This window comes from Thermosynechococcus vestitus BP-1, from assembly GCF_000011345.1.
Lineage (GTDB): Bacteria > Cyanobacteriota > Cyanobacteriia > Thermosynechococcales > Thermosynechococcaceae > Thermosynechococcus > Thermosynechococcus vestitus.
The window spans coordinates 2,425,078-2,444,549 of sequence record NC_004113.1 but is presented as its reverse complement, the minus strand read 5'-3'; the positions used below and the strand labels follow the sequence as shown (position 1 = coordinate 2,444,549).

Genomic DNA, 19,472 nt, shown 5'->3' with positions numbered 1-19,472 from the left:
CCCTATGACTGTCACTGCTCCCAATGCCCTCAACTTTGAGTGTGAAACAGGTAATTACCATACCTTTTGCCCCATCAGCTGTGTGGCGTGGCTCTACCAAAAGATTGAAGATAGTTTCTTCTTAGTCATTGGTACGAAAACCTGTGGCTACTTTTTGCAGAATGCAATGGGGGTCATGATTTTTGCAGAACCCCGCTATGCCATGGCGGAGCTAGAAGAGGGGGATATATCGGCGCAACTCAATGATTATGAAGAGTTAAAGCGCCTCTGCCTCGAAATTAAGCGCGATCGCAACCCCAGCGTGATTGTTTGGATCGGCACCTGCACCACGGAAATTATCAAAATGGACTTGGAGGGACTAGCTCCCAAACTCGAAGCCGAAATTGGCATTCCCATTGTCGTCGCCCGTGCCAATGGTCTTGACTACGCCTTTACCCAAGGGGAAGATACGGTACTAGCAGCAATGGCTGCCCGTTGCCCCACCTCCACAGCAATAAGTGATCCAGAGGAACGCAATCCCATTCAACGTCTTCTCAACTTTGGCAAGAAAAAAGAAGAGGTCCAAGCTCAATCAAGCCAATACCACCCCCACCCACCCCTTGTTCTCTTTGGCTCCCTGCCAGATCCCGTGGTGACCCAACTCACCTTGGAATTGAAAAAACAGGGGATTAAAGTTTCAGGATGGCTGCCTGCCAAGCGCTATACCGAGTTGCCAGTCATTGATGAAGGCTACTATGTTGCTGGCGTCAATCCCTTCCTCAGTCGTACCGCCACCACCCTGATTCGCCGCCGCAAATGTCAACTCATTACGGCACCTTTTCCCATTGGCCCTGATGGTACTCGCACCTGGATCGAGCAGATTTGTGCTACCTTTGGCATTCAGCCCCAAGGTCTAGCGGAGCGCGAAGCCGAAACTTGGCAAAAACTCAGTGACTATCTTGAATTAGTGCGAGGCAAATCGGTCTTTTTTATGGGGGACAATCTCCTAGAGATCTCCCTAGCGCGGTTTTTGATTCGCTGTGGGATGCGGGTACTTGAAATTGGCATTCCCTACATGGACAAACGCTACCAAGCTGCTGAACTGGCCCTGTTAAGCCAAACTTGTGCCGAGATGGGGCATCCTTTGCCCACAATTGTTGAAAAACCGGATAACTACAACCAGCTCCAGCGGATTAAGGCGCTTCAACCCGATCTGGTGATTACGGGTATGGCCCACGCCAACCCCCTTGAGGCCCGTGGCATCAGTACCAAGTGGTCTGTGGAATTCACCTTTGCTCAGATCCACGGCTTTGGCAATGCCCGCGACATCTTGGAATTGGTGACTCGTCCCCTCCGGCGCAACCAAGCCCTTGCTGGATTAGGCTGGCAAAAACTGGTTGCCCACTGAGAAAAAGAACCCCCCTAAGGGGATCAAGAGGGGGCAAGCAGCCACCCTTAGAAGCGCTGTTGGGGCGGTTGTAAAATTTGATTTTCGATATTGGGTGGCATACTACCCGGTGTTGGCGAGTACTGGTAGCCAAACCCGGCATTCTGGGTATCATCAATAATCTTTGGTGTCACCATCACCACCAGTTCATTGCGCTGACGGCTGTTGCTTTCCCGGCGGAAGAGTCGCCCCAGGAGGGGAATATCCCCCAAGATGGGAACTTTCGTAACCGTTGAACGATCCTGATCTTGGATGATCCCCGCCAACATCAATGTCTGGCCATCGCGCAGGCGAATCCGCCCGGACTCCATCCGCCGTTGTGCCAGCAGCGTTCCGATCGAGGGGTTATCTACCCCCGGAAAGACCACGTCATAGGTGTCAGTAGGGGCACTCACTTCAGGAGAGAGTTGCAGTGTAATAAAGCCATTGTCGTCAATTTGATCCACTGTGACATTAAAAATGACTCCTGCTGGCCGAATAATAGGAGTAATCTGCTGAGATGTTATAGCTGCCCCACTACCCGTTGCCTGAGAACTCACCGTAGACTGAATCCCTGAGAAAATCTCTTGAGTTAAATTGACTTGGGCAGCGCTGCCCTCTTGAATCACAAGGGTTGGGTTAGTGAGAATTGTCGCATTTCCTGTGTCGATAGCTAATTGAATCTGGGCAAAAAAGTTACTGAGTAAACTACCCACTGGTGTGCCAGGAAAAGGGGGTAGGGGCTGAGGGGTCAAACTACCAACATTGGGTGTGGTACCCCGGATAACGCTAAGTCCCTCACTGCTGAAGATAGCTCCCCAAAGACCACTGCCAAAGTTAGTGATTAAGTCTGCATTTGCTGTCCGGGTCCGCGATAGATTAACGTCAATAAACTTGACATTCACCATGACCTGCCGCTTGCGGATGTCAAACTGCTGAATGAGTTGGGTGGCAATTTCCACCTTGCGGGGTGTGCCAATGAGGGTAATCGTGTTTGTACGAGGATCGCCAACGACCTCTAAGCCTTTTAGGAGTGTACTACGGCAAATTTGACTGACAACGCCGCCGGCCGCAGGTGGCACTTGCAACTGCTCACAGCCCGCTGGTGCTTGCGCCTGTCCTGTATCAGGCAGGTTGGCACCATACATCTCCAAAAGCTGCACAGCACCCAGCTGTAAGTCACCCTCACGAGTTCGAGTTTCACGGTTAAGACCTGTTTGAGCGATTGTCGCGGCTTGGCCACCCTGCCCGCCGGCAGTACCAATGGTCCCCCCCGTTTGAGCAAGGGAGCTAATTTCCCGCGTGATTGCGCCCGCACCAAAGACTCGCAGTTGATTCAAACGAATGGTGCGAACAATACGGTTTTGGGCATCGGGAGGTAACACTTGACCGATAAAGAGGGTGCGGCCCTGACGGTTGGCTTTGAGGTTGGTGACCCGCAGCACATAATTGAACACGTCCTGGACCGATTCGTTTTCAATGTCAAGGGAGATAGTGGGTCCGCCAGTCGTGCCCCCTTCAGGAAACACAACGTTCATATTGGCGGCACGAGCCAGTAGGGAAAGAACCTCCCGCACAGGAGCCTCCCGCAACAGTAGGCGGGGAATCCGTTCATTGGTGCCCAGTTGAATCACATCGGGATCAGCATTGAGAGGACTAATGAGCATATCGCCAACGGGTGGCGGTACTGGGCGCGGCAGAAAAGGCGGTACTGCGCTAGGGCCTGGGAACGTGGCCATGGGTTGGCCAGTGGGGGCAACTTGAGGACCAGCCGGGCCTTGAGCCGTCGTGAAGTTGATTTGCAGTCCGTTGCGTCCTTCGCGGATGACTTCACCAATGGGGGCAGCACTAATGCCATTCACGGTGACGCGGATGGTTTTCGCATCGAGTTGCACCACCTCGACGGAGGAGATCCCGGGAGCGGGGTTATCTTGGCGGAAGGCACCCCCTCGGGGTAGGCGCAGTTGGCTATTGGCAATGTCGGCGATGGAAGCATTGCCACGATTGACCGTAAAAACCGCTGGCCGTAGATTCCCTTGCACGTTAAAAAAGAGTTGGATACCGTTAGCAGCGGTCACAAGGCGAATGTCGGTAATTTCTGTAGCTGCGGCCCAAGTGGGCGTTTGACTTGCTGCAATGAGGGCCGTTGTGGCCACCCCGAAACCGAGACGATGTAAAAGCTGACTCACGATGCTTGACTCCTCACAAATGCTACCCAACCTACGAAAAGAGAATGCTCCTCAGTTCTAAAACAATCTACGCTGCTGCTTTGATTGCCATGCGCTATTGCTGTTGTGGTTGCTGCCCTTGTCCTTGCTGCTCACCTCCTTGGGGCTGCCCCTCCTGGGGTGGTGGTGCCAGAGCGGCAATTTCCTCAGGGGTTAGGGGTACATAGGCCATCAGCTTAAATGTGGTAATCACTTCGCCAGGCTGATCCGCAACGAGTTCCATCGTCAGGTTGTTAATAACGAGGAAGTTCTGCTGCTGATCAATTTTTTCCATGACCTGCAAAATGCTGGGAAATGGCCCTCGAATCGTAACGTTGGTTACCTGTTGTTTTAGTTTGGCATTGAGTTCTGGGCCCAGGGAGCCATCTTGGACAATTCCTGAAGCTGCACTATCGGGTTCAAAGGTATTGAGTTGGGCGCCGCTGGCTACGATCAGGCGGTTAAGGTCAAGGAGGAGGGTGTCAAGAGCTTTCTGGGAGGCAAAGAGCGATCGCACATCCCGATTTTCCTGCTTGGCGCGCTCTAACCCCGCGATCGCATCATTGAGTTGCTTCAGGAGCACTTCCCGCTGGGCGAGGTCATTTTCCTGTTGGGCGATTTCTTGCTGTAGCTTAGCGGCTTCCTCGAGCTTGGGGGCAATGAGCAAACTGCCCAGATAGACGGCGGCTCCCAAGCCGACAAGGGCAATCAATACCCCACTCACCACGGGTGTTAGGGTGATGCCAAAGACCGTCGGATAATTTGGTGCCGGTTCCTCAAACGGGGGGCCGCCAAAATCGCCAGTGAGAGTCATTGCTGTACCACTCCTGTTGCTTTGAGAAATTGAATGCGCGCCACCAGTCCTTGAACACCATTGGCGGCAAGTTGCTCAAGGAGTTCCGACGCCGGCAGGCTGGCGATCGCGGTCTTAACACTAAAGGAAACAGTTGTTATGTTCTCTTCTTTGTTGTCTGCCGTGGAGCGCTCAGCCTTGATCAATCGAGTCGCTTTGCCATCAAAGAAGGTAGAGCGATTTTGCAGCAGTAGTATAAAATCATTCACCGCATCAAAGGAAGTAGCTGTGCCCTCAATCGTTAACTCTGGCGAGGTGGCTCCCCCTTGGGTAATTTTGCGAATTTGTACCCCTACTGGTGTTTGAGTGGCCATACTGCGCATCACCGCTGACCAAGGTTTGATCTGATTAAAGACGGTGGCAAGGGCTTTGGTTTCGGCCGTAATTTGCTCTTGCTCTTTTTTAATTTGATCCAAACGTTGCAAATCCGGCGAAATTGCAGCAAGGCGATCTTGAATGGTTTTTTGCTTATTCGCCAGTTCCTGCAGCCAGAGGTTGGCACCCACCGAGCCAAGGAGAGCTAGACCCACAAAGAAGAGGGCAGCGATACCACCAATAATTATCGGCACATTACTCATTCCTGCCGCTGTGGTTGTCGTAGCAGCCATCCCCCCCACTTCGGGACGTTCTTTAAGGAGGTTAATCTCAATTGAGTACATAGGGCATGCTCCTAAGCGCCACGCAGACCAAGACCAATCACCGTGCCGAGGGCAGGGCGTTTTTCGAGGGGAATCTCTTCAGGGGTTTGCAGTCCCAGCAAACTAATGGGGTCAACTAACGTGGTGGCATAGTTGAGCCGCTGACTAAAAAACTCATCCACTTGACCAAGACTAGCACCCGGACCTGCAAGCAGCAACTGTGAGACCTCTAAACTCTCCCCCTGGTTCAGGTAAAAGTCAATGGAACGGCGGATTTCATCCGCGAGATCGGAGAGCACGCGCAAAATAGCGGCACCACTGGGGTTGAGTGCCCCCGTTACATCCATTGGCTCTAGGGGAACAGTCAGATTCTCAATGAGGTCAACGCCCATCGAAGGCGGCAAGTTCATGGCGCGGCTAATCGCTTCTTGCATCCGTTCTTTACCAATGGGCACTTTGCGGTTGAACTGGGGAATGCCATCCTTGACGATGCTAATTTCTGTGCCTTCATCGCCAATATCAATAATTGCTGCTGCTTCCCCCACAAACTGCTGTAGCGAATCCCGCAGCGTACGCATGAGGGCAAAGTTAGTGACTTCAAGGGCGGTCAGTTGTAAACCAGCTTGGGTAAAGGCATTGACGTAGGCGTCGGTTACCTCGCGGGGGGTACCCACCAGCAGGATTTCCACTCGCTCAATGCCATCCTCATCAACGGAGGTTCCCAGCTTTTGATAATCGACGTCGGCTTCTTCGCGGGGAAAGGGAAGGTAGAGGGGGGCTTCCTGCATGAGAACCACTTCCCGCAATTCGTAGTCCGGTAGTTCAGCAGGCAGGCGAATCAGGCGAATCACGGCTTCATTCATGGGAATGGCACTGATCACCTCTTTTTGTTTAATGCGCTTATCCTCAATCCCTTGACGGATGGCATCGGCAACGGCGGTGGTGTCAATGATGCGGCCTTCTTCAATGGCGCCTTCAGCCAAGGGTACGGAGGCCATGGCCGTCATTTTCAGGCCCTGCTTTTGTCGCTGAATCTGTACGATATTGACCCGCTCTGGGGTGAGTTCAATCCCCAAGCCTTGCTTTGGTTTTGCAAATAGGTTTCCCAGCACAAGATCACCCACCCGTAATGGTCAAGTGTCCATGAACGAAATGACGTGAAGAGTCAAGGATAAGGGTTTCACAACAGAGCAGCGCTGCACCCGAGGGGGTTATGCAAGTGCCGCTGTTGCTAAGGCGATCATAACCAATGGGGATCGCGTCTTTTCAATGGGTTGGTATGGTTTGCAAAGTGTCTTCATCCAAAAGTATAAAAAAGTAAAGGGCAAACCTGTGGGAATCTGCAAGATCCCTATTGCCTACTAGGAAAGACAAAAATGCTCAGAAAAAACGCTAGCTGCTGATGGGAAGCGATAAAAGTTGCCCACAGGCGCGGGCGATCGCCCAATCCTCTTGGGTCTGAACCACGAGAACTGACACGGGAGCAGTAGGCAGCGCAATGTTACGATCTCCTTGACCCTTTTCGTTAGCTGTGCTATCTAACTCAATTCCCAGCCAACCGAGCCCTCGGCAAATATCGCGGCGCACACCTGGGGCATTTTCACCAATTCCTGCCGTGAAGACCAACCCATCGAGACGCCCAAGAGCTGGCAAGAGACTGGCAATGCCCCGCTGTAGGGAATAGATAAAACAGTCATAGGCCAACTGGGCTTGGGGATTTCCTTGGTCAATGGCGGCCAAAATCTGCCGCAAATCATTACTCACGCCAGAGACGCCCAACAGTCCGGATTGCCGATTCACCAGCCGATCCAGTTCTGCAACCGTCCAACCACGCCGCAGCAGATAGAGCAAAATTCCCGGATCAATGTCACCACAGCGCGTCCCCATCATCACTCCCGCTGTAGGGGTAAAGCCCATGGTGGTTTCCACGGAAACTCCCCCTTTGACTGCAGTCAGGGAACACCCATTGCCGAGATGGCAGGTGATCAGGTGCAACTCGGCTAGGGGACGCTGCAACAGGGTCGCGGCCCGCTCACTGACGTATTGATGACTAATGCCGTGGAAGCCATAGCGTTGAATACCAGCCGTTGTTAGTTCATAGGGAATGGCGTAGGTGCGTGCCACTGCTGGCAGTTGGGCATGGAAAGCGGTATCAAACACGGCTACTTGGGGCGTTTGAGGACAAATGTCAGCCATTAATTCCATCCCCAGCAGGTTGGCTGGATTATGGAGCGGCGCATATTCACTCAATTCGCTAATCGCTGCTTTCACCTGCGCGTCCACTCGCACCGGTGCTTGGTAACGGCTGCCGCCATGGACAACGCGGTGACCGATGATCGTAATTTCTGCAAGGTTTTCTAGGAGTTTTGTCTGGCCACTGGTGAGGGTGTCTAGGAGGCTTTTGAGCCAGTCCCGTAGGCCTGCGATCCCCCCCTCTGGGTGAGTTAAGTTGGCTTCGTAGTGCTGGTTGGCAGTTGTTACCTTAAGACGGGCCACCGTCGGGTTTTGTCCCCAATCGAGGAGGCCTTGCCAAAGGGGAGCAGGGGGCCGAACAGCTGTTGCCCCTATTTCAGGTGCTAACCGATACAAAGAGGCTTTGAGGCTACTAGAGCCAGCATTTAACACCAGCACCGTGATCATGGCAGGCCAGTCAACGCATCGCCTCTATCCTACCCAAGCGCCTTTGGCCGATGCAGCGCAGAACACCTTGAGGCGAAAAACAGGGCCCTAGAATTGGGACAGGGATTGGGGAAGTTAGCATGTTTTGGCAAAAGCTGAAATGGCGGCGACATGGTGTGTATCTACTGTTGTTTGTCCTGGGGCTGTTAATTGCCGCAGTGGTGTTTACCCAATTGCGATCGCACCCGATTATCCGCCCTTCCCTAAAGCCGCTGCCTCAACATCCGCAGATTAAGGTACACATGAATCACTCCCCAGCCCACAGTTACCAAGAACCCTATCGCCCCTATACCCGTGAAGGGGAAGACCTTGAGGCAATTATGATTGAGCAGATTGCCAAGGCACAAAAGAGCATTGATGTGGCGGTGCAGGAGTTTCGCCTTCCGAATCTAGCCAAGGCTCTGGCAACACGGCAGCAGGCAGGCGTACGGGTACGGCTGGTCATGGAGAATACCTACACTGCCCCTTGGGCAAAATACACTGCAGCTCAAGTCAGAGCCATGGATCCAAGGATGCGAGAGCGCTATAACGACTGGAAAGCGCTTGTGGATACCAACGGCGATGGCCAACTCAGTGCTGCTGAGCTCAGCGATCGCGATGTGCAGACAATTCTCAACGAGGCGAAGATTCCTTGGATTGATGACACTGCCGATGGCTCCAAGGGCAGCATGCTCATGCACCACAAGTTTATTGTGATTGACAATCGCCAAGTGATTGCAACGACGGCAAACTTTACCCTCAGTGATGTCCACGGTGACTTGGGACGACCGGATACCCGTGGCAATGCCAACTCCCTTGTCGTGATTGATAGCCCCGCCGTGGCACGCCTATTTACCGAGGAATTTAATATGATGTGGGGGGATGGTCCCGGTGGTCAGCCCAACAGTCGCTTTGGGGTCAAAAAGCCAGTGCGTCCCCCCCAACGGGTGGCTGTGGGCGATGCCATGGTCACGGTGCGCTTTTCGCCGACCCCGCGATCGCAACCCTGGGTGACCTCCACGAATGGGTTAATTGGTCAAATACTCGGCCAGGCTCGCCAAAAAATTGATATGGCGCTCTTTGTCTTCTCGGATCAGGAACTGTCCAACGTTTTAGAGGAACGCCATAACCAAGGGGTGAAAATTCGTGCCCTCATTGATCGGGGATTTATCTACCGTGACTTTAGCGAAGCCCTCGATATGATGGGAGTGGCGATGGCCAATACCACCCAAGCCCGTCAAGGTAACTGTTACTACGAAGCCGCTAACCGCCCGTGGCCAAACCCCTTGCAAACGGTGGGGACTCCCCTACTCCCAGAGGGGGATAAGCTGCACCATAAGTACGGCGTTGTTGACGATCGCACGGTGATTGTGGGTTCCCACAACTGGTCAGAGGCGGCCAATCGCGGTAACGATGAATTTTTGCTGGTGATTGAGCATCCCACGGTAGCAGCCCACTACGAACGGGAGTTTGAGCGGCTCTATAGCAATAGTCGTTTAGGTCTGCCGCAATACGTTCGCGATCGCATCCAGCAACAGCTGACCACCTGTGGCGGTCCTATTGCCACCCGAGTTGCCCCCGCTTCCGCAAATCGTGCCCCCACGCCTACCTCACGGGTCAATTTGAACACAGCGACTGCTGCTGAACTGGAGACCCTACCGGGCGTCGGATCAAAACTAGCGGCTGAAATTATCCGTGCCCGCGAGCACAAGCCCTTTCAATCCTTGGCAGATTTAGATGCTGTCCCTGGTGTTGGGCCGAAGCTCCTGGAACGCTTGCGCGATCGCGTGACGTGGTAACGGCCTCAATAAATCACGCTGAACAAAGCACACTTACCTAAGTCACACTTTAAGTCATACTTAATAAGTGACAAGAGTGGTAATCGGCACGTCGGGAAGCTTTTGCCGGCCCGCCAAGTCCGTCAGCTCGACAATAAAAGCAAAGCCATAGAGTTCAGCTTGCGCTTTTTGAATCAGGCCCGCCGCCGCTGCCGCTGTGCCCCCTGTGGCAATTAAGTCATCGACAATGAGCACTCGCCGCCCCGGTTCAATGGCATCCTGGTGCATTTCCAAGCGATCGCGCCCATATTCAAGTTCATACTCCACCGCATAGACAGGAGCACAGAGCTTACCGGGTTTGCGCAGAGGGATGAAGCCTGCTCCCAGACGGTAGGCCAAGGGAGCGCCAAAAATAAAGCCGCGGGACTCAATGCCAGCCACATAGTCAATGCCAGCATTGGCGTGTTTCTCTACCAGTTGATCAATGACGTAGCGCAGCCCCGCCTGATTTTGCAGCAGTGTTGTTAAATCCCGAAACAGAATGCCCGGCTTAGGGAAGTCTGGGACATCGCGAATCAGGGATTTGAGATCCATAGGTAATGTATTTCCAATCAGTTCAGAAGCATCCTATCTCAGATCCTGTCTAACGCCAAAAGTAGTGGGCAACAAAGATCACCGCCAATCCCCAGAGGGCAGGGTGAACTTCTCTGCCTTTCCCTGCCGCCAGTTTGACGATTGGATAGCTAATAAATCCCACCCCTAGCCCCTCACTGATGGAGTAGCTCAGGGGCATCACTAACATCACCAAAAAGGCGGGGATCGCCTCCGTCAGATCAGACCAAGGAATCTCGGGGAGCGATCGCGCCATAAAAACACCCACCAGGACCAACGCCGGTGCCGTGGCAAAACTGGGAATAGCCGTCGTAATCGGCAAAAACAGTAGTGAGAGCAAGAACAAGCCCCCCACCATCAGGGCCGTTAGACCCGTCCGTCCACCCACAGCAATGCCCGCTGCCGATTCAATATAGGTGACCACCGTGGAAGTGCCAAAGAGGGCGCCAACAATTGTCCCCACTGCATCCGCCATAAAAGCTCCCAAGGCGCGGGGAAAATGCCCTTGCTGATTGAGAAGCCCCGCCTGTACCCCCACCGCTGAAAGGGTGCCTACGGTGTCGAATATATCGGTAAAAAGCAGAACCAGCGTCACCAAGAGAAAAGACCCCACCTGCTGCGGTTGCAATTCTCGAAAGCCCACTAAGGCTTGACCAAAGAGATGAGAGGGCCATTGGGGCCATTGGAGGAAACCCGTTGGCCAAGGGGCAGCCCCCACTAGCCATGCAGCGAAGGCAGTGATCATCACCCCCCAAAAAATTGCCCCCCGCACCTCCTTGGCACAGAGAAAGGCCGTCAAAAGAATCCCAAGGGCAGCGAGGATGGGGGGCCATGTGTGAAAGGTGGTGAGTTTTGTTTTTGTAGCTGCATCCGCAATGATAATGCCAGCATTGCCAAGGCCAATGTAGGCGATAAATAGCCCGACCCCGGCAGCGATCGCCACCTTTAAAGACAGAGGAATCATCCTCACAATCAGCGATCGCACCCCCGTGAGGGTCAGGAGCACAAACACAATGCCCTCCAGGAGTACAGCACTCAACGCCACTGGCCAAGGCAACCCCATCTGCCCCACCACCGCAAAAGCAAAAAAAGCATTGATGCCCATGCCGGGAGCTAAGGCAATCGGGTAATTCGCCCAAATCCCCATGAGGATACTGCCCACTGCCGCGGATATTGCCGTTGCAATCACCAACTCCGCCTGCAAATCCTGGGGTTGCTCGAGAAAAATTGCATTGGAAAGAATTTGCGCATTGACAGGCAAGATGTAGGCCATCGTTAGAAATGTGGTTAGAGCCGCCAGTGCCTCGCTAAAGAGGGAAGTGTGTGCCAGCTGCAAATTGAACCAAGCCCTAAACCGTGAGTACCAGCGTCCCCTCAAGAGATTGCTCCTTTATGCAAGATATATTCAAGATATATTTAAGTAAGTTTGTTTACACTGAAGGCAAGTGTGGATCAACTGGATAAGGCGTGGACTTGCCCCTCAGCGAGAGATTCGCCACTTCGTACTCCAAGACTCTTGAAATCTGGCTTTCTGGGGGAAAGTGTAATAAGGAATAGAAGATAGATGTGACCAAGAGAAGATCGCTTTTGTCAAGTCTGCAATTATAATTATATCAACTGTATATAAAACCCAAGAAATGGAGGGCTAGTCAACCTAGCATCAGCAGCAACTCAGTTTTGGTAGTCAACAGAGTTCTGGTAATGTTAGTCAACATATATTGATAGAGTATTGATACAGCAAAGGTGGGAGCAAGAGGAAACAAGCCAATGATGAAGAAACGGATACGCTCACCAAAACGTCGCTATCCCCCCCTGGGGCATTGGCAGCGGGGATTTACACTGCCCTTGGTCTTGGGTATGGGGCTGATCATGATCGTGGTTGCCCTGACACTCCTGTCGCGATCGCAACTCGATGTCAGCACTGCTAGCCTGCAAAAACAAACCCAGCAGGCCTTTGCCGTAGCCGAAGGGGGCATGGCACGTACCCTTGGCTTACTCAATGGCAACTATCAGGTTCTGCTGCGCCGTACCTACAACCCCGCCACCAACCTCAACTTTAACCCCCCCAGACCCTACCTCATCGATCGTTCAACAGATGCGACGAAAATTGGTCAGCCCAATACCAGCGGTCTAGCTGTTCCCTCTGTCAATGCATGGACAGCGCAAAGCCTAGGTTCCGATGCCCCCCCTTGCTTTACCCTTGACAATCTGAATACGCTGGTCCTCAGCGGCACAATTGGCACCCCTGTGCAGGGCAATTACCGCATTCTTTCCTATCTCTACGACGCGCCAACGCAAACAGGGCACCTGTTGATTGAAGGCCGCTTGGCCAATGACTCACCCGCCAATGCCTTCATCTTGCAAAAGATGATGATTACGGATCGCAGCGTCCCTGCCAACTTCCCTGGACTCTTGGCAGAAAGTATTGACCTCGGCAATAATGATGTCTTTGGCACGGTGAGTGGCAATGTGATCTGCACCAATCCTGCAAAGTGTATTGTCCCTCCAACGGAGTGTAGCAATGGCCAGCCGACCCTAGAGGGACTGCGTAGGGCCGTGGGAGCGCTCAATAACTCAATTATTGAGGGAACGATCGCTATCAATAAAATTGACCTACCGCCCTTGCCTACTCCTCCTGCTCCAGTGAATGGCTCCTCCGTACTTGGTAATGTTCCCTTGAGTTCGCCTCCGCCTTGGTTACCCCTTGATCAACTCAATGACTTTCAGGCAGCCCTGGGAAAGGCGGGGGGGTACTACAGTCAAGGCGCCTACAACAACTTTCCCACTCGAGGTCAAGGCAAGCAAGGCCCTCAAGACAGTCCAGATATTAACGGTAATACAATGACCCCCAGCTTTCCGCGGCCGGGTGATTATCCCTACGTCGATCCTAACTCCAGTATTCCCTTCTTCATCCCCGATCCCCTACAACCCGGGGGAAAAATCGTGAACCCTGAAAAGGTCTATTATGCCTATCGCATTGATGATATCGACCTTCAGGGAAGTGAAACCCTGCAGTTCAATACCACTAACTATCCAATTCGTCTCTATGTCAGCGGTAATATCACCCTCAGCGGTCAAGCAGGGATTCAAAATATCTGTGACTCCGATAGTTCCACCTGTGGCACTGATGCCAATATGGGTCTTCCCAGTCAGATAGGCACACCGGATCGCCTACGGATTTATGGCAATCCCCCAGATCCCAGCAATGCTAGGACGGATCAGGCATTTACCCTCAGTGGCGGCGCCACGGCAGGCAGTCTCTTTGTCTATGCTCCGGATGCCAAAGTGGGGATTAACGGCGGCAGTAGCGATCCCGATATTTTTGGAGCTGTGTGGGCCAAGGAATGGAATGGCTCAAGTTCCAACAACGCTGAAATTCGGGTGCCCGATCGCCTGCCGGAAGCCTTGGGTGGTGAGTATGCCAATGCCTCAATTGTTGTGGCACGAACGACAGAAGCTAGCAACTGGTATCGCTTAGCACAGTACTAATCTTTGGAGGCAGTGTTGATGACCAATGAAATGGGATACAAGCCCCGTCCTTGTAGGACGGCTTTTGTGATATTTGTGCTAGAATGGGGAGGTCGCCATAGGACATTGGGAGACTTTAAATGGACGTGGAGAGACTGTAAGACTACCTCGGTAGCAGGTTTCTGTGAAGCGTCAGGGAATCCTCGCTCCTTTGGGACGAGCAGGTATGTCAATCATCCTAAATTTTATTTCCACTGGCTGGTGCAGCAGCGAGCGCACGGCTTTACCCTGGCGGAGGTCTTGGCTTCTATTTTGGTGATTGGCCTATTTACCCTAGCGGCGATGCAGGCCATTGTTGTCGCTGCTTTTTTCCAAGCCGATGCCCGTAAATTTGCCGAGGCTAGCCACTGGATCCAAGAGGATCTGGAAAATATTAAAATCGTTGCCTATGACCTCTGCCAAACCAAGTATGCCCAACGCAAGCTAGCAGCATCTGCTCCAGCGAACGCCACTACCTTAACCCTGGCACTCATTGCCCCGGGTGAAAGCGATTACGATCAAGCCATGCCCCCAGAGTATCGGCCCGGGGGTGCCTGTCCGGTTACGGCAGCCACGGATGGGTTGCGAGTGGGCGATCGCGTTCTCATTGGTTCGGACTCGGGCACCCGCCGCATTGTCTCCATATCAGAATCAGACAACACCATTACCTTGGACTCGCCAGTAGGGGGCTATCGGGGGGTGGGGACTCGTGTCTATGCCCGCTGTCGGATTCAGCCCAATGAAACCAAGGGCATTGATGGTGGCTTTGGCGCCTACCTGCAAACCTTGATTCCACCGATGAATAGCAGCAATAATAGTCGCCCCATTGTCAATGAGACGTTTACAATGACGCGCATACCAACCACCCGTGCCCAAGCACCCTTCCAGACTTTGGAGCTGGCCTATTTTGTGCGCAATAGTAGCAACCGCATTGTTGCTCAACTATCAACCGAGGTGGTGCCCAATGCATTTTTCCGCTGTCCATAAGCAGGGCATGACCCTGATTGAAATCCTGATTGTGGTGACGGTGGCCGTTATTTTGGCCCTGGCTGTCACCCCTAGCTTTCTTTATTGGCTGGAAACGCAGCGGGTCAATCAAGCCCTTGAAAGCTTGGAGGGGGCACTGCGGGAAGCGCAGCGGGAAGCGATGCGGCGCAACCAGACCTGCCGCGTAACCATTAACACAGGCACCAACCCCACCATCGTCGGCGATCCGCCCCAATGCCTGCCCAATGGTCCCCGCCAACTGCAACAGGTGACCCTGCGTCGCAATGCGGGAACTGCCTCAGTGCGGTTTGGCTTTCAGGGGCGCACCAGTAGTACCGGTACCATTGTGATTGCTTCCACCAATTATCCGACGCTGCAACGCTGTTTGGTGGTTTCCCTAGGACTAGGCCTCCTGCGCACGGGCAACTACCTGGAGACGGATACCACAGGCGCAACTGCCGATAACTGTCAAGCCCGCAATTAAGGAGCAGAAAGATGCAAGGTTGGCGCAGCGGCGATCGCGGCTTTACACTGACGGAGTTACTGGTGGCGGCTGCCGTTGGCGGTATTGTGGTGGCCATGAGTGGTTGGGCAATGGTGGCCATTTTGCAAAACAATCGCCGTGTTGAACAGCAGGCAATTACCCGCATGAACCTGAGCCGCGCCCTCGACTTTATCTCCGATGACATCCGCTCCGCCATTCGCATTTCAACAACCGCTCCCCCAGATTGGAAGATTCCCAGTGGTGGCTACCAGTTGGTGATGTTTGTCGAGAAACCAGCGGATAACCTCGAGGAGCAGGAAAACGGCCAGTTGGCCACGACAACCCGTGTTGCCTATTACACCCGTCCCAAAACGAGTAGTGTGGTGTGGCGAGGCCCAAGGATTCTCTATCGCCAAAAAGTAGGTGACTCTACCCCCAATGCGCTGATTGATGGCATTGCCAACAGCAGCCCCACCTGCACCAATAACTTGCCGGGTGCAATTGATAGTGGCACCGAAAAGGGTGGATTTCGCGTTTTTGTGCAGCATAACCGCAACGTGAAGCTGTGCATTGCGGCTTTGGTGGAGTCAACGGGTGTGGTTTACCAAGCGGAAACCGTTGCAGCGGTGCGATCCGGATCCGCTACCCCCATCCCCTAGGAGGAATCCTTGGGGCTTGAGGCGAGGTATAAAACAGGCGCGATCGCAAGCGGGAGTGTAGGATAGGGAAAGCGTCATTCAAAGCCGTTGGCTGCATTGTTCCTATGCCGCGTCGTACTGATATTTCGAGAATTTTGATTATCGGTTCGGGTCCCATTGTCATTGGTCAAGCCTGTGAATTTGACTATTCGGGTACCCAGGCCTGTAAGGCATTGCGCGAGGAAGGGTACGAGGTGATCCTCATTAACTCGAATCCCGCCACCATCATGACGGATCCTGAGATCGCCGATCGCACCTACATTGAGCCCCTCACTCCGGAGATGGTGGAAAAGGTCATTGCCGCCGAACGCCCCGATGCCCTACTGCCGACAATGGGCGGACAAACGGCGCTGAACTTAGCGGTCGCCCTGGCCAAATCCGGTGTCCTTGATCGCTATGGGGTGGAGTTGATTGGTGCCAAATTGCCCGCTATTGAGATGGCTGAGGATCGCAAGCTCTTTAAGGAAGCCATGCAGCGCATTGGTGTGGCGGTGTGTCCGTCGGGCTTGGCGAATACCCTGGAAGAGGCGCGGGCGATCGCCCAAGAGATTGGGGTTTATCCCCTGATTATTCGACCGGCCTTTACCCTAGGGGGCACCGGTGGCGGCATTGCCTACAACCAAGAGGAATTTGAGGCGATCGCGACTGCCGGTCTTGAGGCAAGCCCCGTCTCCCAAATTCTCATTGAGCAGTCCCTCATTGGCTGGAAAGAATACGAGCTAGAAGTCATGCGGGACATGGCCGATAACGTGGTCATTATCTGCTCCATTGAAAACATTGACCCCATGGGCATCCATACCGGTGACTCCATCACCGTTGCTCCGGCGCAAACCCTGACGGATAAAGAATACCAGCGGCTGCGGGATGCTGCCATTAAGATTATTCGTGAAATTGGCGTTGAAACCGGTGGATCAAACATCCAGTTTGCTGTGAATCCGGAAACCGGCGAAGTGATCGTCATTGAAATGAATCCCCGCGTCTCCCGGTCTTCGGCACTGGCCTCAAAGGCGACGGGCTTTCCCATTGCCAAAATCGCAGCTAAATTGGCTGTGGGCTATACGCTGCCGGAAATCCCCAATGACATTACCCAAAAAACCCCCGCCAGCTTTGAACCCACGATTGACTATGTGGTTACCAAAATTCCCCGCTTTGCCTTTGAAAAGTTTCCCGGCTCCCCGCCCGTCCTCACTACCCAAATGAAGTCTGTGGGTGAAGCCATGGCCATTGGCCGCACCTTCCAAGAGTCCCTGCAAAAAGCCCTGCGATCGCTGGAAACTGGGCGAGCCGGCTGGGGGTGCGATCGCCCCGAAAAACTCCCTAGCCTTGAGCAACTGCGGGGGAAACTGCGCACGCCAAATCCAGAGCGTATCTTTGCCATTCGCCACGCCTTCCTCTTGGGGATGACCGTTGAGGAGATCTACGAACTAACAGCCATTGATCCCTGGTTTTTGCGGCAGATGCAGGGACTCCTAGAAACAGAGAAATTTCTTAAGCGCAGCAAACTGGAACAACTCACTGCCGATGATCTCTGGCGGATCAAGCAACAGGGCTTTAGTGATGCCCAAATTGCCTACGCCACCAAAACCACCGACGATCAGGTGCGAGCCTATCGCCAATCCCTTGGTGTGGTTCCCGTCTATAAAACCGTGGATACCTGTGCTGCCGAGTTTGAGGCATATACCCCCTACTACTACTCCACCTACGAGCGACCCCTGGAGCAAATTAACCCCGATAGCGGCGATGTTGAATTGCTGCCTCCCGAATCGGAAGTGCTGCCCCCCCGCAAGCCTCGGGTGATGATTCTTGGCTCAGGGCCGAACCGCATTGGCCAAGGGATTGAATTTGATTACTGCTGCTGCCATGCTGCCTACGCGCTGCGGGCCGATGACTATGAAACCATCATGGTCAACTCCAACCCTGAAACGGTTTCTACTGACTACGACACCAGCGATCGCCTCTACTTTGAACCCCTGACCAAGGAAGATGTCCTCAACATTATTGAAGTGGAGCGCCCCGTCGGCATCATTATTCAGTTTGGTGGTCAAACCCCCCTCAAACTGGCGTTACCCTTGCAACGGTACCTTCAACAGCAGGGCGATCGCCTCGGAACCCAAATCTGGGGCACCTCACCTGACTCCATTGATATTGCTGAAGACCGCGAACGTTTCGAGAAAATTTTGCGGGAGCTCAACATCCCCCAACCCCCCAACGGCACTGCTCGCAGTTATGCTGAAGCCCTGAGCATTGCCGAGCGGATTGGCTATCCAGTGGTGGTGCGCCCCAGTTATGTGCTCGGTGGTCGGGCAATGGAAATTGTCTATTCCAATGGGGAACTGGAACGCTATATGAATGCAGCCGTGCAGGTGGAGCCAGGGCGACCCATCCTCATTGATAAGTATCTGGAAAACGCAATTGAAGTGGATGTGGATGCCATTGCTGATGCCACGGGCACCGTTGTGATTGGTGGGATCATGGAACACATCGAGCAAGCCGGGATTCACTCCGGGGATTCTGCCTGTAGCTTGCCCACCCAATCTCTGTCTCCCGCCGTTTTGCAGACCATTCGCACCTGGAGTATTGCCCTTGCTCAGGCCCTCAAAGTGGTGGGGCTGATGAACCTACAACTGGCAGTACAAGGAGATCAGGTCTATATTTTGGAGGCCAACCCGCGTGCATCCCGTACGGTGCCCTTTGTCTCGAAGGCGATCGGCATTCCCCTTGCTAAAGTTGCTGCTCGGCTGATGTCAGGGAAAACCCTCGCGGAACTCAATTTCCTCAATGAGAAGATTCCCAACCATGTCGCCGTCAAGGAAGCTGTCCTCCCCTTCGAAAAATTTGCCGGTACCGATACGGTGCTTGGGCCAGAGATGCGTTCCACAGGTGAGGCAATGGGGATTGATATGACCTTTGGGGCTGCCTATGCCAAGTCCCAACTGGCGGCCAATCAAAGGTTACCTTTGAAGGGAACCGTTTTTGTGTCGATGAGCGATCGCGACAAGGCGGCGATTGTGCCCGTGGTGCAGGAGTTGCAGTCTCTTGGCTTTCGGATGATTGCCACCGAAGGAACCCGCAATGCCTTGCTTGAGGCAGGGCTGAGCAATATAGAACTCATCCTCAAGCTCCATGAAGGGCGTCCCCATGTTCTTGATGCCATTAAAAATGGGCAAATTCACTTAATTCTGAATACACCCTCCGGTCAGGAAGCCCGTACCGATGCCCAATTGATTCGTCGCACTGCCCTTGCCTACAAAATTCCAATTGTGACAACGATCGCCGGTGCGAAGGCGACCGCTGCCGCCATTAAAACCCTGCAAACCTCCACTCTAGGGGTACGGGCACTTCAAGACTACCATCGGGTAGAATGCTAAACATTGGTTTTGGCAATTACATCTCACCGCAGCGCCTGCTGGCGATCGTGAGCCCCGACTCTGCCCCGATCAAACGCCTGATTCTTGAAGCCCGGGAGCACCATCATCTCATTGATGCCACCCACGGACGACGCACTCGTGCCGTACTGGTGTTGGATGGTGAGATAATCGTCCTTTCAGCCTTACACCCTGAAACATTAGTGGCCCGCCTCAGTCCACCCCCCTAACCGCCGTGTCAAAGAATGAAAACTCCGCCTGTTGAACAGGATAAAAGAAT

15 protein-coding genes are annotated in these 19,472 nt (G+C 53.5%); 8 read left to right on the top strand and 7 right to left on the bottom strand.

Going from position 1 to position 19,472, the window contains the following annotated elements; genetic code table 11:
• Nucleotides 1–4 precede the first annotated feature (4 nt).
• Nucleotides 5–1,387, top strand: a complete 1,383-nt coding sequence (locus TLL_RS11915; RefSeq protein ID WP_011058178.1) for a ferredoxin:protochlorophyllide reductase (ATP-dependent) subunit N — start codon at nt 5–7, stop codon at nt 1,385–1,387.
• 47 nt (nt 1,388–1,434) lie between these two features.
• Here the strand turns inward: TLL_RS11915 and TLL_RS11910 are convergent, their stop codons facing one another.
• The 5 genes from TLL_RS11910 to TLL_RS11890 form a co-directional block, all read right to left on the bottom strand.
• A complete protein-coding gene (locus TLL_RS11910; RefSeq protein WP_011058177.1) occupies nt 1,435–3,594 on the bottom strand; it encodes an AMIN domain-containing protein in 2,160 nt (719 codons plus the stop codon).
• A 94-nt stretch (nt 3,595–3,688) separates the two neighbouring features.
• On the bottom strand, nt 3,689–4,426 hold the full coding sequence (locus tag TLL_RS11905; protein ID WP_011058176.1) for a type 4a pilus biogenesis protein PilO: 738 nt from the start codon (nt 4,424–4,426) through the stop codon (nt 3,689–3,691).
• Nucleotides 4,423–5,124 (bottom strand): PilN domain-containing protein, encoded by a 702-nt coding sequence (locus tag TLL_RS11900; protein ID WP_011058175.1) that lies wholly within the window; start codon nt 5,122–5,124, stop codon nt 4,423–4,425. The genes TLL_RS11905 and TLL_RS11900 overlap by 4 nt, the downstream gene beginning before the upstream one ends.
• A gap of 11 nt (nt 5,125–5,135) precedes the next feature.
• Nucleotides 5,136–6,215 (bottom strand): type IV pilus biogenesis protein PilM, encoded by a 1,080-nt coding sequence (pilM, locus tag TLL_RS11895; protein WP_164921030.1) that lies wholly within the window; start codon nt 6,213–6,215, stop codon nt 5,136–5,138.
• 280 nt (nt 6,216–6,495) lie between these two features.
• Entirely contained in the window at nt 6,496–7,743 is a 1,248-nt protein-coding gene (locus TLL_RS11890; protein WP_011058173.1) for an acetate/propionate family kinase, read from the bottom strand.
• 119 nt (nt 7,744–7,862) lie between these two features.
• Between TLL_RS11890 and TLL_RS11885 the strand changes: the two genes are divergently transcribed.
• Entirely contained in the window at nt 7,863–9,560 is a 1,698-nt protein-coding gene (locus TLL_RS11885; protein WP_011058172.1) for a DUF655 domain-containing protein, read from the top strand.
• A gap of 60 nt (nt 9,561–9,620) precedes the next feature.
• Here the strand turns inward: TLL_RS11885 and TLL_RS11880 are convergent, their stop codons facing one another.
• Together TLL_RS11880 and TLL_RS11875 are read right to left on the bottom strand one after the other, a co-directional pair.
• Nucleotides 9,621–10,133, bottom strand: a complete 513-nt coding sequence (locus TLL_RS11880; RefSeq protein ID WP_011058171.1) for an adenine phosphoribosyltransferase — start codon at nt 10,131–10,133, stop codon at nt 9,621–9,623.
• A 49-nt stretch (nt 10,134–10,182) separates the two neighbouring features.
• Nucleotides 10,183–11,487 (bottom strand): NCS2 family permease, encoded by a 1,305-nt coding sequence (locus TLL_RS11875; RefSeq protein ID WP_231833785.1) that lies wholly within the window; start codon nt 11,485–11,487, stop codon nt 10,183–10,185.
• Between the two features lie 431 nt (nt 11,488–11,918).
• Between TLL_RS11875 and TLL_RS11870 the strand changes: the two genes are divergently transcribed.
• From TLL_RS11870 to TLL_RS11845, 6 genes are all read left to right on the top strand, one after another.
• A complete protein-coding gene (locus tag TLL_RS11870; protein WP_164921029.1) occupies nt 11,919–13,640 on the top strand; it encodes a pilus assembly PilX family protein in 1,722 nt (573 codons plus the stop codon).
• Nucleotides 13,641–13,880: 240 nt separating this feature from the next.
• Nucleotides 13,881–14,645: a type IV pilus modification PilV family protein gene (locus TLL_RS11865; protein ID WP_164921028.1), complete on the top strand. Its 765-nt coding sequence runs from the start codon at nt 13,881–13,883 to the stop codon at nt 14,643–14,645.
• Entirely contained in the window at nt 14,623–15,129 is a 507-nt protein-coding gene (locus tag TLL_RS11860; RefSeq protein ID WP_011058167.1) for a GspH/FimT family pseudopilin, read from the top strand. Before TLL_RS11865 ends, TLL_RS11860 begins: the two co-directional genes overlap by 23 nt.
• Before the next feature lie 11 nt (nt 15,130–15,140).
• Nucleotides 15,141–15,788: a PulJ/GspJ family protein gene (locus tag TLL_RS11855; RefSeq protein WP_011058166.1), complete on the top strand. Its 648-nt coding sequence runs from the start codon at nt 15,141–15,143 to the stop codon at nt 15,786–15,788.
• 104 nt (nt 15,789–15,892) lie between these two features.
• Nucleotides 15,893–19,195: a carbamoyl-phosphate synthase large subunit gene (gene carB, locus TLL_RS11850; RefSeq protein ID WP_011058165.1), complete on the top strand. Its 3,303-nt coding sequence runs from the start codon at nt 15,893–15,895 to the stop codon at nt 19,193–19,195.
• The gene (locus tag TLL_RS11845; protein WP_011058164.1) at nt 19,189–19,422 is read left to right on the top strand and encodes a DUF370 domain-containing protein; all 234 of its coding nucleotides are present in this window, start codon (nt 19,189–19,191) and stop codon (nt 19,420–19,422) included. Before carB ends, TLL_RS11845 begins: the two co-directional genes overlap by 7 nt.
• Nucleotides 19,423–19,472 lie beyond the last annotated feature (50 nt).

What these genes read in the sequence shown, in the direction of transcription:
- carB (WP_011058165.1), top strand. Translation starts at nt 15,893, where the DNA reads ATGCCGCGTCGTACTGATATTTCGAGAATTTTGATTATCGGTTCGGGT.
- TLL_RS11905 (WP_011058176.1), bottom strand. Translation starts at nt 4,426, where the DNA reads ATGACTCTCACTGGCGATTTTGGCGGCCCCCCGTTTGAGGAACCGGCA.
- TLL_RS11900 (WP_011058175.1), bottom strand. Translation starts at nt 5,124, where the DNA reads ATGTACTCAATTGAGATTAACCTCCTTAAAGAACGTCCCGAAGTGGGG.
- TLL_RS11885 (WP_011058172.1), top strand. Translation starts at nt 7,863, where the DNA reads ATGTTTTGGCAAAAGCTGAAATGGCGGCGACATGGTGTGTATCTACTG.
- TLL_RS11880 (WP_011058171.1), bottom strand. Translation starts at nt 10,133, where the DNA reads ATGGATCTCAAATCCCTGATTCGCGATGTCCCAGACTTCCCTAAGCCG.
- TLL_RS11915 (WP_011058178.1), top strand. Translation starts at nt 5, where the DNA reads ATGACTGTCACTGCTCCCAATGCCCTCAACTTTGAGTGTGAAACAGGT.
- TLL_RS11860 (WP_011058167.1), top strand. Translation starts at nt 14,623, where the DNA reads ATGCATTTTTCCGCTGTCCATAAGCAGGGCATGACCCTGATTGAAATC.
- TLL_RS11845 (WP_011058164.1), top strand. Translation starts at nt 19,189, where the DNA reads ATGCTAAACATTGGTTTTGGCAATTACATCTCACCGCAGCGCCTGCTG.
- TLL_RS11890 (WP_011058173.1), bottom strand. Translation starts at nt 7,743, where the DNA reads ATGATCACGGTGCTGGTGTTAAATGCTGGCTCTAGTAGCCTCAAAGCC.
- TLL_RS11870 (WP_164921029.1), top strand. Translation starts at nt 11,919, where the DNA reads ATGATGAAGAAACGGATACGCTCACCAAAACGTCGCTATCCCCCCCTG.
- TLL_RS11855 (WP_011058166.1), top strand. Translation starts at nt 15,141, where the DNA reads ATGCAAGGTTGGCGCAGCGGCGATCGCGGCTTTACACTGACGGAGTTA.